The 13,412-nt window shown below is 61.2% G+C and carries 14 protein-coding genes and 1 riboswitch; of the genes, 6 read left to right on the top strand and 8 right to left on the bottom strand.

Annotated features, from left to right (window positions below; all coding sequences use genetic code 11):
* Positions 1–18: 18 nt before the first annotated feature.
* Entirely contained in the window at positions 19–1,086 is a 1,068-nt protein-coding gene (locus tag L6D82_RS26515) for a putative urea ABC transporter substrate-binding protein (protein WP_102685957.1), read from the bottom strand.
* A 63-nt stretch (positions 1,087–1,149) separates the two neighbouring features.
* Positions 1,150–1,249, bottom strand: a riboswitch (guanidine-I (ykkC/yxkD leader).
* Between the two features lie 283 nt (positions 1,250–1,532).
* On the opposite strand from L6D82_RS26515, the gene L6D82_RS26510 reads away from it, so the two are divergent.
* Entirely contained in the window at positions 1,533–1,796 is a 264-nt protein-coding gene (locus L6D82_RS26510; RefSeq protein WP_064383076.1) for a hypothetical protein, read from the top strand.
* 178 nt (positions 1,797–1,974) lie between these two features.
* The gene (locus tag L6D82_RS26505) at positions 1,975–2,376 is read left to right on the top strand and encodes a hypothetical protein (RefSeq protein WP_074691080.1); all 402 of its coding nucleotides are present in this window, start codon (positions 1,975–1,977) and stop codon (positions 2,374–2,376) included.
* 52 nt (positions 2,377–2,428) lie between these two features.
* On the opposite strand, the gene L6D82_RS26500 is transcribed toward L6D82_RS26505, so the two are convergent.
* On the bottom strand, positions 2,429–3,541 hold the full coding sequence (locus L6D82_RS26500) for an enoyl-CoA hydratase/isomerase family protein (RefSeq protein ID WP_085747229.1): 1,113 nt from the start codon (positions 3,539–3,541) through the stop codon (positions 2,429–2,431).
* Between the two features lie 132 nt (positions 3,542–3,673).
* On the opposite strand from L6D82_RS26500, the gene ung reads away from it, so the two are divergent.
* Both ung and L6D82_RS26490 read left to right on the top strand, forming a co-directional pair.
* Positions 3,674–4,369, top strand: a complete 696-nt coding sequence (ung, locus tag L6D82_RS26495; RefSeq protein WP_085605867.1) for a uracil-DNA glycosylase — start codon at positions 3,674–3,676, stop codon at positions 4,367–4,369.
* A gap of 159 nt (positions 4,370–4,528) precedes the next feature.
* Entirely contained in the window at positions 4,529–4,966 is a 438-nt protein-coding gene (locus L6D82_RS26490) for a hypothetical protein (protein ID WP_236191965.1), read from the top strand.
* Between the two features lie 66 nt (positions 4,967–5,032).
* On the opposite strand, the gene L6D82_RS26485 is transcribed toward L6D82_RS26490, so the two are convergent.
* Genes L6D82_RS26485 through L6D82_RS26470 form a run of 4 tightly spaced genes read right to left on the bottom strand, consistent with a single transcriptional unit; the run spans position 5,033 to position 9,074 of the window.
* Positions 5,033–6,073, bottom strand: coding sequence for an AbrB family transcriptional regulator (locus L6D82_RS26485; RefSeq protein ID WP_236191964.1), 1,041 nt, complete (start codon positions 6,071–6,073; stop codon positions 5,033–5,035).
* Positions 6,066–7,580: a tripartite tricarboxylate transporter permease gene (locus L6D82_RS26480; RefSeq protein WP_236191963.1), complete on the bottom strand. Its 1,515-nt coding sequence runs from the start codon at positions 7,578–7,580 to the stop codon at positions 6,066–6,068. Before L6D82_RS26480 ends, L6D82_RS26485 begins: the two co-directional genes overlap by 8 nt.
* Before the next feature lies 1 nt (position 7,581).
* Positions 7,582–8,040 (bottom strand): tripartite tricarboxylate transporter TctB family protein, encoded by a 459-nt coding sequence (locus tag L6D82_RS26475; protein ID WP_236191962.1) that lies wholly within the window; start codon positions 8,038–8,040, stop codon positions 7,582–7,584.
* Positions 8,041–8,096: 56 nt separating this feature from the next.
* Positions 8,097–9,074, bottom strand: a complete 978-nt coding sequence (locus L6D82_RS26470; protein ID WP_127797195.1) for a Bug family tripartite tricarboxylate transporter substrate binding protein — start codon at positions 9,072–9,074, stop codon at positions 8,097–8,099.
* Between the two features lie 450 nt (positions 9,075–9,524).
* Between L6D82_RS26470 and L6D82_RS26465 the strand changes: the two genes are divergently transcribed.
* Both L6D82_RS26465 and L6D82_RS26460 read left to right on the top strand, forming a co-directional pair.
* On the top strand, positions 9,525–10,196 hold the full coding sequence (locus L6D82_RS26465) for a response regulator (protein ID WP_007957980.1): 672 nt from the start codon (positions 9,525–9,527) through the stop codon (positions 10,194–10,196).
* Entirely contained in the window at positions 10,189–11,574 is a 1,386-nt protein-coding gene (locus L6D82_RS26460) for a sensor histidine kinase (RefSeq protein WP_011332897.1), read from the top strand. Before L6D82_RS26465 ends, L6D82_RS26460 begins: the two co-directional genes overlap by 8 nt.
* Here the strand turns inward: L6D82_RS26460 and L6D82_RS26455 are convergent, their stop codons facing one another.
* Both L6D82_RS26455 and ygfZ read right to left on the bottom strand, forming a co-directional pair.
* Positions 11,575–12,396 carry an HDOD domain-containing protein gene (locus L6D82_RS26455; RefSeq protein ID WP_039772686.1) on the bottom strand — a complete coding sequence of 274 codons (822 nt, stop codon included), beginning with the start codon at positions 12,394–12,396 and terminating at the stop codon, positions 11,575–11,577. It abuts the gene before it with no gap.
* Positions 12,397–12,431: 35 nt separating this feature from the next.
* A complete protein-coding gene (gene ygfZ, locus L6D82_RS26450) occupies positions 12,432–13,373 on the bottom strand; it encodes a CAF17-like 4Fe-4S cluster assembly/insertion protein YgfZ (protein ID WP_085747225.1) in 942 nt (313 codons plus the stop codon).
* Between the last annotated feature and the right edge of the window lie 39 nt (positions 13,374–13,412).

Below are 13,412 nucleotides of genomic sequence, written 5' to 3'. Positions count from 1 at the left end.
GGCCAAATCCTCCGTGGCTTACAGCTTGGCGTCGGCGGCCAGCTGCACGTAAGTCGGATCGAAACGCAGCTTGAGATTGCCTGTGTCACCGCTGGTCACGCCGTTGGCGAAGGACATGCCGACGGCACTGGTGTCTTTGGCGCCTTCGCCGAGCAAGCCGTGCTGGAACGAGAACTCGGCAACTTTGCGCATGGTTTCCGGCAGTTGCTTGCTGGTGGCGAACGCCAGGGCTTCTTTCGGCGTGGCGAACAGTTTGGTGGTGTCCAGTTGCGCCTGGAATCCGGCCAGATCGGTGCCCGAAGCTTTGGCCATGTGCTCAAGCGCGGCTTTGCCGGCGGCGTTTCTGGCGTTCATCAAATCGACCACTTCGAACCAGGCGCCGGTCAACGCCTTGCCCAGCGCCGGGTTGTCTTTGAGGGTGGCGCTGTTGACCACCATCATGTCCATGATTTCGCCGGGGATCTGGCTGGAGTTGAAGACTTCGGTCACGCCGGGTTTGGCCTTGATGTCCGAGAGCATCGGGTTCCAGGTGGTGACGGCGTTGACCTGCTCGGTGTTGAAGGCGGCGGAAATGTCGGCGTCGGAGGTGTTGACCACTTTCAGGTCTTTCTCGGTCAGGTCCACCGAGTCCAGCGCGCGGGCCAGCAGGTAATGCGAGACCGACAGTTCGACCAGGTTGACATCCATGCCCTTCAGGTCGGCAACTTTTTTGCCTTCGCCCTTGAGGACGATGCCGTCGTTGCCGTTGGAGAAATCGCTGACGATCAGCGCGGTGCTGTCGACGCCACCGGCGGCCGGAATGGTCAGCGCATCCATGTTGGTCATGGTGCAGCCATCGAACTGACCGGCGGTGTATTGATTGATCGATTCGACGTAATCGTTGAGTTGCACGACATCAATCTTGATCCCGTATTTCTTCGCCCATTTATCGACGATGCCCTGGCTGCCGGCGTATTCCCATGGCATCCAGCCGGCATAGATCGTCCAGCACACGCTGAAATGGTCTTTCTGCGCGGCGGGGGATTGAGTGCTGATGAGCGCGGCGAACGCGGCGGCGAGCAGGGCGGGCAAACGTAGTCGGGACATGGTGGCTTCTCCAGTTGATCGAGGGCGGACAGGAAGGCAACGCGGCACCGCGAACGGTGGCTTGTCTCCCGGGCTTTTGTCCCGCCGTGTAACCTCAACTGGAGGTCGCCAACTCTCGGACCAGCACTCGCAGATGCGAGCCGGAACCCTAGTCAGCCATTGCAAATTGTGGTGCCGCGAACCTGTGATGACTCCTGCACGGGTTTGCTAAAGCGAGAGGCGTGCCAAGTCGGGTCGGGCCCTCTGCTACGGGCTTTCGTGACGTTGCGGCGGACGGCGAACGCCTGTGGGCGCTTTGTGTTGGTGCGCGGTTGCACCGTCATGCAGCGTCCGCTGCCGCTGATCCGATGCCCGTGAGGGTTGGGCACTCGCTGCCGGTCCGCCAGTCAAATCTGTTGTCAGCCGGTCTGTGCCGACTGCTGTCACAGGTCTTTCAGGAGGCCGCCATGCGTATTTCAAAATTGCTGCGTCGGGTGCTGCTGGGAGCAGTGCTCGGTCTAGGGCTGTCCGGTTGTTACTACTACGCCGGCGGCTACGATGTTTACTCCACGCCCTATTACTATCCCGGCTATTACTCACCCTATTACTACGGTGGTTATTACGGTCCGCGCTACTACGGCGGCGCCCGCTATTATTACGGCGGCCATGGCTATCGCGGCGGGTACGGACGGGGTTATCACGGCGGCGGATACCACGGTGGGCACCACTAATCAGCGGCTGAATGACGGAGTTTCTGCATGAACAAGGTTTCATGAATCACTTGTTTCAAGTTGTTGCAGAAACGCACCGGATGCCGAAAACGCTGTCAGATATTTCGTCAGTCGCCGAATGAAAGACTGACGCCTGCCAGCGTCGCTGGTGTGGCTACCCGCGGTCCAGGAGGCCGCCATGTATCGCCGAATTCTTCTGTTTACCGTGATGCTTTTTTCCCTTGGCGGATGCGTCCCTTATTCCTACGGAGATGGCTACTACAGCTCAGAGGTCTACACATCGCAGGCACCTTCGTATTACAGCGGTGGCACCTATTACAGCGGCGGCAGCACGTATTATTCGGCGCCGCGCTACTACCAGCCAGCACCACGCTATTACCAACCGGCTCCACGCTATTACTCGGCGCCTCGTTACTACCAACCGGCTCCGCGTTACTACGAGAACCGTCGCTGGCACGGTCATGATCGCGGACGCTGGGACGACCACCGTCGCGGCGGCTGGGATGATCGCCGGGGTCGTGGCAACTACGACCGTCACAGTGGACGCGGCGATTACAACCGACACGGCAACCGCTGGTAACCTCCCCGCAAAAAAGCGGCGCATTGAGCGCCGCTTTTTTTGTGCCCGGATTTCAGTAGCTGGAGAGATCCGCCAACGGATGCCGCCCCTCCCACACCTTGTGAAAGTGCGCCTCGACCACCGCGTCCGGCACCCGGGCGATGTCCGGCCAGTGCCAGTGCGGTTTGTGATCCTTGTCGATCAGCCGCGCCCGGACCCCTTCGCTGAATTCCGGATGCCGGCAGCAATTGAGGCTCAGGGTGTATTCCATTTGAAAGACTTCGGCCAGCGACAAGTGGCGGGCACGAATGATCTGTTCCCAGACCAGATGCGCCGTCAATGGCGAGCCTTCGCTCATGGTTTTCGCCGCACGGGCAATCAACAGGTCGCTGCTGTCCCGATGCAGGCTGATGGCTTTCCACGCGCAGGTCACGTCGCTGACATCCAACAGCTCATCAATCTGCCGACGGCGCGGTAACCATTGCGCTTCCGGCATCTGCGCCACGGCTTCCTGCTGCAATGCCTTGAGCAGGCTGTTGAGCTGCATGGCGGTCTGTTCCTGCCAGTTCAACTGCAACAAGCCGTCGATCAGTTCCTGCTGCTGTTCGTCGAGCAGGAAGCGGTCGGCCAGGTCCAGATCGATCGCATCGCGGCCGTTCATGTGCGCGCCGGTCAAACCAAGGAACAGACCGAGCTTGCCCGGCAGACGCGACAGGAACCAACTGGCGCCGACGTCCGGGTACAGGCCGATGCTGATTTCCGGCATCGCCAGACGACTGCTCGGCGTGACGATCCGGATGCTCGCGCCTTGCAGCAGGCCCATACCTCCGCCGAGCACATATCCATGGCCCCAGCAGATCAACGGTTTCGGGTAAGTGTGCAGGCTGTAATCCAGCCGATATTCAGCGTTGAAGAACTGTGCGGCCAGCGGTGGCACTTCGCCGGGATGGGCTCGGCAGGCTTCCACCAGGCTGCGCACTTCGCCGCCGGCGCAGAAGGCCTTGGCGCCGTTGCCGCGCAGCAGCACGCAGACGATTTGCGGATCCTTGGCCCAGGCGTTCAATTTGTCACTCAGGGCGTGGATCATCGGCAGGGACAGCGCATTGAGCGACTTTTCGGCATCCAGCGTGGCCACGCCGATGCGCGCGCCGTCGGTGCCGGTGAGTTCTTCGAAGTGCAGATTCATCGTGACCTCGATCGGGAATTTGAACGATCAGTATGATCGCTGTGTGGGAAAGTGCCGGATCTGCGTCAGATCAATTGACAAGCGTGGTCGGCTTTCCTAGGGTTCGCCCCATTGTTTTTGCCGGGTATGACCATGACTGCTGACGACCGTATCAAACTCGAACCGAGCTGGAAGGAGGCACTGCGTGCCGAATTCGACCAGCCCTACATGGCAGAGTTGCGCACTTTTCTGCAGCAGGAGCGGGCGGCCGGCAAGGAAATCTATCCGCCGGGCCCGATGATCTTCAACGCGCTGAATTCGACGCCGCTGGACAAGGTGAAAGTGGTCATCCTCGGCCAGGACCCGTACCACGGCCCGGGCCAGGCCCACGGCTTGTGCTTCTCGGTGCAACCGGGCGTGCCGGCGCCGCCGTCGCTGGTCAACATCTATAAAGAGCTGAAGCGCGACCTGAACATCGACATCCCCAACCACGGCTATCTGCAGAGCTGGGCCGATCAGGGCGTGTTGATGCTCAACACCACCATGACCGTCGAACGCGCCAACGCCAATGCGCACAAGGACAAGGGCTGGCAGTTCTTTACGGACCGGATCATCGAAGTGGTCAGCCAGCAGCAACCGCATCTGGTGTTCATGCTCTGGGGCGCACATGCGCAAAGTAAACAGAAGCTGATCGACGCCACCAAGCATCTGGTGCTGACCTCGGTGCACCCGTCGCCGCTGTCGGCTTATCGCGGCTTTCTCGGTTGCGGGCATTTCAGCCGCACCAACAAATTCCTCGAGCAGAACGGCGAAGCGCCGATCGAGTGGCGCCTGCCGTCGGTTGTTTAATTAATCTTCTGAAGTCTCTCGGGTGGTGAGAGCCGCCCGTCGGATTGCTTCATCGACCTGTTATTTCTGACAGTAGATATAAAAGCGAAACCCGCGTTTAGTTATGCAGTCGGCGTCCACAGTCGAGTGCGCTGGTAAACATTGGAGCGGGAGATCGTCATGACAGATTTGAGAATCAAGAATGTAAAGTCCTTTCCGAAGGCGTCGGGAAGTCTTTTTGCAAGAACTACGCGGTTTGATCAAGATGACCCACGAAACGTTATCGACACTCAAGATGTTTTTCTCCACGATGACGACAACTATTTCGCTGCAGGTGGTCGTATCGATATCGATAGATATTTTACGTCGCTTATTTTTAAGCTTCCAAAAGGCCTCGCGAGTGGCAAGCACGCTCTCGGGCCCGGCAGTATTGACGTAGATTTCTTCGTTGATGTGGGTGATGGCGAAGAGCACTACCGAGCGATTAGTGGAGAGATCACGCTCACTGAAGTCGTCGAAGGTACCCGTTATAAAGCCTTGGAGTTTCGATTGACAGGCCGCATCGGCGTGTCTGGTAAAACGGTAGAAGTGATGATGGGGAAATTCGATATTTCCTGATTGGGCTAAGAATACGCTTCAAGTCATGCTCCTCCGGTCTTGAAGCGTATTGGGCGTCTACATGACTTACGGACATTCCCCGTTTCTATTCCAATACTTGAACAACGGTTCCGCCAGAAACAACACGAACAACAACCGCATCACCTGCATCGCCGTCACCAACGGCACTGACAGTTGCAGGGTTTCCGCCGTCAGGCTCATCTCGGCGATCCCGCCGGGCATCATGCCCAGGGTCAGCGATCGCAGATCCAGATGCGTCATTGCGCTCAGCCCCAACGCCGCCAGGGTCGCGATCAACATGGTCAGCGCCGTGCCGATCAACGTGCGTCCCATGAACGATGGTGCGCGGCGGAAGAACTGCCGGTTGAAGTGGCAACCCAGGCCGCTACCGATCAACCACTGGCCAATCTGACTGCCGCCATTGGGCAGACCGATGTGCAGATCCCAGCCGATGCTCACCGCCGCGCTGACCAGCAGCGGGCCGAACAGCCATGGGTTGGGTTGACGCAGGCGTTGCCAGATCCAGGCGAGCAGGCCACCCGCCGGAAAAAGAATCGCCAGCCAGCGCCAATCGACGCTGCCGGCGTGTGAAATCGGATTGCCATCACCCAGCAGATACTTGAACGCCGCCGGAACACACAACACCACCACCAGCACCCGTAGACTCTGCCCGGCCGCGACATGGCTGAGCAGCGCGCCGTTGCGGGCGCCGAGGTTGACCATCTCGCCGGAGCCGCCGGGCATGCTGGAGAAAAACGCCGTGGCGCGATCCTCGCCGGTGCGGCGCATCAGCCACACGCCGACCACCGCCGAGAGACTGGTGACCAGTGCGCCGAAGAAGATCAGGCCGAAGTGGCCGAGTACCTGCTCCATCACCAGCGGGGTGAAGTGCAGGCCGATACCGATGCCGACGATCCACTGGCCGCACTTGCGGCCGCCAGGGATTTCTGTCAATTGCCACGGGGTCAGGCAGCGCACCAGGATGATCGCCAGCAACGAGCCGACCATCCACGGCAGCGGCCAGCCGATCTGGCTGGCGATGAAACCGCCAAGCAGACCGACCAGCGGGGTTCCCCACCAGGTTTTGAGGGAGAGCCGATCAGACATCGGCAACGGCGCGTTGCGCGGCCGAGCGTTTGCGCCAGATACGCAGCAGCGGCATCAGCAACATGATCGCGGTCAGCACCCAGACGCCGAAGGTGATCGGGCTCGACCAGAGAATCTCCAGCGCACCGTTGGAAATCGACAGCGCCCGGCGCAGGTTCTGCTCCATCAGGCCGCCGAGGATGAACCCCAGCAGGACTGGCGACAGCGGGAAATCCAGTTTGCGCAGGATGTAGCCGAAGATGCCGATGCCGACCATCAGGAACAGGTCGAACGTGGTTGCATGCACGGCGTACACGCCGATCCCGGTGATGATCGCGATCACCGGCACCAGCGCCCAGTTCGGCACGGCGAGGATGCGGGTGAAGATGCGGATCATCGGGATGTTCAGGATCACCAGCATGATGTTGGCGATGAACAGCGAGGCGATCAGGCCCCAGACGATGTCCGGCTGTTGCTGGAACAGCAGCGGGCCGGGGGTGATGTTGTACAGCGACAGGGCGCCGATCATCACCGCTGTGGTACCCGAACCCGGAACACCGAGGGTCAGCATCGGCACCAGCGCGCCGCAAGCGGAGGCACCGATGGCGGTTTCCGGCGCAGCGAGACCGCGGGCGTCGCCCTGGCCAAACTTGCCGCTGGCACCGGCGATGCGTTTCTCGGTCATGTAGGCCACGGCGCTGGCGAGGGTCGCACCGGCACCCGGCAACACGCCCATGATGAAACCGAGCAGGCCGCAACGGATGTTCACCACGAACACCGACGCCGCTTCCTTGAAGGTGAACATCATCCGTCCGGTGGCTTTCACCGCTTCCTGGCCGCGATGGGTTTTCTCCAGCAGCAGAAGGATTTCGCTGATCGAGAACAGGCCCAGCACCAGCACCACAAACTGAATGCCGTCAGTCAGGTGAATGTTGTCGCCGGTAAAACGGTACACACCGCTGTTGGCGTCGATGCCGACGCTGGAAAGGAACAGACCGATCAACGCCGCGATAAAGGTTTTCACCGGTCGGTCACCGGCCATGCCGCCGAGACAGACAATCGCGAACACCATCAACACGAAGTATTCCGCCGGCCCGAAGGCAATCGCCCATTTCGCCAGTAGCGGGGCGAACAGCACCATGCCGCAGGTGGCGATGAAGGCGCCGATGAACGAACTCCACGCCGACAACGACAACGCCACACCGGCCAGGCCTTTGCGGGCCATCGGGTAACCGTCGAGGGTGGTCATCACGGTGGAGGCTTCGCCCGGAATGTTCAGCAGGATCGAGCTGATCCGGCCGCCGTATTCGCAGCCCAGATACACCGCCGCCAACAGAATCAATGCCGATTCCGGCGGCAGGCCGAGGGCGAACGCGATCGGGATCAGCAACGCCACGCCATTGATCGGGCCCAGGCCCGGCAACAAGCCGACCACGGTGCCGATCAGCGTGCCGGTCAGGGCCGTGACCAGGTTGTACGGACTCAGCGCGACGCCGAAGCCCTGACCCAAATAACCGAGAGTATCCATATCAGTTCTCCAGAACGTCGAGCAGGCCGAGGGGCAGCGGAACGTCCATCACGCGGTCGAACAACACGTACAAACCAATCGCCATCAGCGTCGTGACAATGACGCTGGGCACCCAGCGCCCGCCGTACAGGCGCGCCATCGGGATGCCGATCAGAATGCTGCTGAGGATGAAGCCCAGCGGTTCGAACAAGCCGGCGAACACCAGCAGCAAGGCGACGCAGATTGCGATCTTGGTCAGGGTTTCGCGATCCAGCGGCGGCTCGTCATCGCTGTGTTTGATCGGCGCCGGGCGAAACACCATGTACAGCAGCGCCAGGCTCATCAGGCCCAACATCAACAGAGGGAATGCCCGAGGACCGACCGGTTCGTAGGAAAAAGCCGCCTGATACGGCCACGCCATCAGCGCCAGGCTGGCGCAGGCCAGCAACAGCACTGAGGCAAAAATGCGTTGAATAAGCATGAGGGAACTCCTGCCATGGCCCCGGCGAGAGGGCCATGGACGCTAGACAGAGACGATCACTGAATCAGGCCGAACTCTTTGGCCAGCACCTTGTAGTCCGCCACCTGTTTCTTGACGTAGGTGTCCAGCTCGGGACCGGTCATGGCGAACGGGAAGAGTTCACGCTGATCACGCAGCTTGGCGAAGTCTTCCGAGGCCAGCAGTTTGTCGAAGGAGTCTTTCCACCAGGCGTAGTCTTCATCGCTGACTTTCGGCCCGAGGTAGAAACCGCGCACCACCGGCCAGACGATGTCGTAGCCTTGCTCGCGCGCGGTAGGAATGTCCTTCATTTCCGGCTCGTCCAGGCGTTTCTCGGCAAACACGGCCAGCAGGCGCATGTCACCGCTCTGAATGTGCGGCATAGAGTCGGAGATGTCGGTACTGCCGACCTGAATGTGGCCGCCAAGCAGGGCGGTGGCGATCTCGCCGCCCCCTTCGAGGGCGACGTAGCGCAGGTCGCGTGGGTTGATCCCGGCGGCTTTGGCGATCAGCGCAGTCTGCATCCAGTCCTGGCTGCCGACGGTACCGCCGGAACCGATCACCACAGCGCTCGGATCTTTCTTCAGCGCCTGCACGAGATCATCGAGCGTTTTGTAGGGCGAATCGTTTTTCACCGCGATGGCGCCATAGCTGGTGCCGACCGCCGCCAGCCAGCGCACGTTGGTTTCATCGAACCGACCGAACTTGCCCTGGGCCAGGTTCAACAGCGAACCGCTGGACCACGCCACCAGCGTGCCGGCATCGGCGGGACGCTGCGCCACAACGGCGTTGTACGCCACTGCGCCGACACCGCCGGGCATGTAGGTCACGCGCATCGGTTTGGTCAGCAGTTTTTCGTTGACCAGCGCGCTTTGCGCCAGTTTGCAGGTCAGGTCGAAACCGCCGCCGGGGGAGGCGGGGGCGATGCATTCCGGACGTTTCGGTTCGGCCATCAGTTGGCCGGCGAACAGCACGCAACCGGCGGCGAGGGCGAAACGGCGCAGGGATCGGTTCATGAGTGTCTCCACGGGAGTTGTTGTTTTTGGGGATGTTTCAGGTGCGGCAGTTGCGCGCGCGCAGGCTATCAGGCTCAGACCCGGACGGGTTGAACGCCGCGCAGCCGAGGATGGCGCTGACAAGCGAAAACGGGGAAATTCGAGAGGAAGAATGAAACGGGTCAACCTGAAGCTGTGTCGACAGCATGGTGCAGTACCTCGTTATTGTTCTTATTGGCGAAAACGCATCGTGGCGTTTTTCGAGAGCTACGTTTTGAAGCTACGGTGCAAGTACAGGCAAAACGGCGAAGGTCGGCAGTCGGGACCTTCGGTGAAACGACTCTAACGGCCCAACCTTTCGCTAACCTTTCAGTATTCTTTCGCGTGTTTTCGGGCTTCACAGTGGCGGTTGCGGCTGTAAACTCCGCCGCAAAGAATGGCGTCGGCCATCCCTGAATGAGGTAGAGATCCATGCGTGTCCTGCTCGTCGAAGACCATTTACCGCTGGCCGAAAGCGTCGCTCAGGCGCTCAAGAGCACCGGCCTGACCGTGGACGTCTTGCACGATGGTGTGGCTGCCGACCTGGCCCTGGGCAGCGAGGAATACGCGGTGGCGATCCTTGATGTCGGCCTGCCGCGCATGGACGGTTTTGAAGTGCTGGCGCGCCTGCGGGCCCGGGGCAAGAACCTGCCGGTGCTGATGCTGACCGCTCGCAGCGACGTAAAGGATCGGGTCCATGGACTCAATCTCGGTGCTGACGATTATCTGGCCAAACCGTTCGAACTCACCGAACTCGAAGCGCGGGTCAAAGCACTGTTGCGCCGTAGCGTGCTCGGCGGCGAACGCCAGCAGCGTTGCGGCGTGCTGGCCTACGATCTCGATACCCGACGCTTCACCCTCGGTGATGAATTGCTGACGCTGACCTCCCGCGAACAGGCAGTGCTCGAAGCGTTGATTGCCCGTCCGGGTCGGGTGATGAGCAAAGAACAACTGGCTGCGCAGGTGTTCGGTCTCGACGAAGAGGCCAGCCCGGATGCCATCGAAATCTACGTGCACCGCCTGCGCAAGAAACTCGACGGCCATTCAGTGGCCATCGTGACTTTCCGCGGTCTGGGTTATCTGCTGGAAAGCCGCGATGCATAAGCCCAGCAGCCTGCGCTGGCGGTTGTTGTGGAACCTCGCGCTGTTGCTGGTGGTGTTGATGCTCGCCAGCGGATTGAGCGCGTACTGGAACGGTCGCGAGGCCGCCGACACCGCCTATGACCGCACGCTGCTGGCCTCGGCGCGGACCATCGCCGCCGGTCTGTCGCAGCGCGACGGCAGTCTCAGTGCCGACGTGCCTTATGTGGCGCTGGATACCTTCGCTTACGACAGCGCGGGGCGCATCTATTACCAGGTCAACGACATCAACCAGAAGTTGATTTCCGGCTACGAAAACCTGCCGGGCCCGCCGCCGGGCACCCCGAGAACCGACAGCTATCCCGCCCTCGCGCGCTTTTACGACGCGAAATATCAGGGGCAGAACGTACGTGTGGTGAGTCTGCTCAAGGCAGTGAGCGAGCCGAACATGAACGGCATGGCGGAAATCCGCGTCGCCGAAACCGACGAGGCGCGTGTCAGCATGGCTCGTAGTCTGGCGGCCGACACCTTGCTGCGGCTCGGGATGCTGGCGATTGGCGCGTTGTTGCTGGTGTGGTTTGCGGTGAGTGCGGCGCTGCGGCCGATCGAGCGTTTGCGCACGGCAGTGGAAGAGCGTCAGCCCGATGACCTGCGGCCGTTGCCGCTGGTCGAGGTGCAACACGAGTTGTGGCCGCTGGTGCGGGCGCTCAATCACTTTACCGAACGCCTGCGCGGGCAATTCGAGCGGCAGGCGCAATTCATCGCCGATGCGGCCCATGAACTGCGCACGCCACTGGCGGCGCTCAAGGCGCGACTTGAACTGGGCTTGCGCTCAAACGAGCCGCAGACCTGGCGCGACACGCTGGAGTCCTCGGCGCAAAGCACGGATCGCCTGACCCATCTGGCCAACCAGTTGTTGTCGCTGGCGCGGGTGGAAAACGGCGCCCGGGCGATCGCCGAGGGCGGGGCGCAGTTGCTCGATCTGAGTCAGTTGGCGCGGGAACTGGGCATGGCCATGGCACCGCTGGCTCATGCTCGCGGCGTTGCCTTGGCGCTGGAAGCGGACGAGCCGGTCTGGCTGCGTGGCGAACCGACATTGCTCAACGAGTTGCTGAGCAATCTGGTGGACAACGCGCTGGCGCACACGCCGCCGGGCGGCAACGTGATTCTGCGGGTCACGGCGCCGGCGGTGCTGGAGGTTGAAGACGATGGGCCGGGCATTCCGCTGGAAGAGCGGGATCGGGTGTTCGAACGTTTTTACCGGCGCAACCAGCAGGTGGCCGGTTCCGGGCTGGGGTTGGCGATTGTCGGGGAAATCTGCCGCGCGCATCTGGCGCAGATCAGTCTGCACGATGGCGAGCAGGCAGGTTTGAAAGTGCGGGTGAGTTTTGTCGCCGGTTGATCAGTAGAACATCGACCGCGATTCTTCCAGATCGGCGCACAGCGCCTTGTTTTCCGGATCGATGCCAAGCTTGCGGAATGCCGGCACGCTGAACGGATCGATGCGGGCCAGCGGATGGTCGGTGTCCTTGTGGCAATACAGGCTGGCCACTTGCACGATGTCGACGTAATCGATCTGCTGCGATTCGCGCTTGAGGTCCTGATACAGCCCCGGCAGCTCCACCAGACGCTCCGGAAACTCCCAGACCCGCAGCAGCTTGTCGCCGAGCAACGGATGAATGTGGTCGATCACATGGTTGAGGCTGACCGGATCGGACAGCAATTCGTAGTGGTCTTCGGCATAGGTCAGGATCGGCAGCACGCCGATCTGATGAACCAGTCCACCGAGCGCGGCCTGATCGGGCTTGAGCTGGGTGTAACGGCGGCACAGGGCGTAGCTGACGCCGGCGATTTCCAGACTCTTGCGCCAGACTTCGCGCATCTTCTGTTCGACCACATCCGAGCGGGCGTGGAAGATCTGCTCCATCACCAGGCCGATCGCCAGGTTGCTGCTGTAATTGACGCCAAGCCGGGTGATGGCGGTGTGCAGGTCGGTAACTTCCTGGGTCGCGCGCAGCAGCGGGCTGTTGACCACTTTGATCAGGCGCGCCGACAGCGCCGTGTCGCGGCCGATCACTTTGCTCAGGTCGCTGACGCTGATGTCCGGATCTTCAGCGGCCTTGCGAATCTGCAAGGCCACTTCCGGTAACGTTGGCAGAACCAGGTCATCGTTATCGATGGCCTCAACCAAATCCTGTTGGACCTTATCCGCCAGCTCACTCATGTCGTTTCTCTAGGGTGTTGCAACAAATGCTGCGATCAGCGCTGGATTTCGCGGTCGCGATCCAGTTCGTAAGGCAGGTCGAGCAAGTGCAGCGCCGGACCTTCGGCCGTGCCCAGATGCAAATCGCCTGCGTCGGCAGCTTCGGCCTGCAACACCGCCAGCAGTTCAATATTCTTTTCGGCACGGGCGGCCAGCACCACTTCGCCGATGGAGCTGCCGTGGCTCGGGGCGAACAGCGGGGTGCCCGGCTCCGGCAATTCACTGGCGTCCAGTTGCACGCGGTACAGGCGACGCTTGAGCTTGCCCAGATACTGCATGCGCGCGACGATTTCCTGGCCGGTGTAGCAGCCTTTCTTGAAGCTCACGCCGCCGACGGCTTGCAGGTTGAGCATCTGCGGGATGAACAGCTCGCGGGTGCTCGGCATGACCTGGCCGATACCGGCGCGGATCTGGCCCAGCAGCCACTGATTGAGTTCGCCTTCGATCAATTGTGCGGACAGCTTGCCTTTGATGCCGTCGGCCTGATCGGCAGGCACCCAGAGTTCGGCACGGTTCGGGGAGACGCGAATCGCGATCAGCCCTTCGTGGCGAGCCACGCTGTCGGTATTCGCCGGCAGTTCCAGACCCAGGCTGCTCAGGGCAGCATCGCCATGATCCAGACCGAAGCGCACCCAGGAGGCGCTTTCGTCGGTCAGTTTCGATTTGGAGAACACCGCGTACTTTTTCAGATCCGCCAGTTGCGGCTCCAGCAGCTCGCCGGCCATCGCCAGCAATACGCCGTCGCCTTCCAGCACGATGCGGAAACTCGACTGCATCCGGCCTTTCTGCGTGCAGCGGGCACCGAGGCTGGCCTGGGTATCACTCAGGTAATTGATGTTGCAGGTCAGCTGGCCTTGCAGGAATTTGCCGGCATCCGCGCCGCGAACCGCGAGAACGCCTTCATGAGAGAGGGTGCAGAAAAAAGCAGAATCGGCCATGGGTCATCGCAGGGTAAATAGACTGGGGCACATCATAAG

Origin of the sequence: Pseudomonas paraglycinae, assembly GCF_021601625.1 — a bacterium.
Taxonomy (GTDB): Bacteria; Pseudomonadota; Gammaproteobacteria; order Pseudomonadales; family Pseudomonadaceae; genus Aquipseudomonas; species Aquipseudomonas paraglycinae.
The sequence above is the reverse complement of the archived record's forward strand: the minus strand, read 5'-3'. Positions and strand labels throughout refer to the sequence as shown.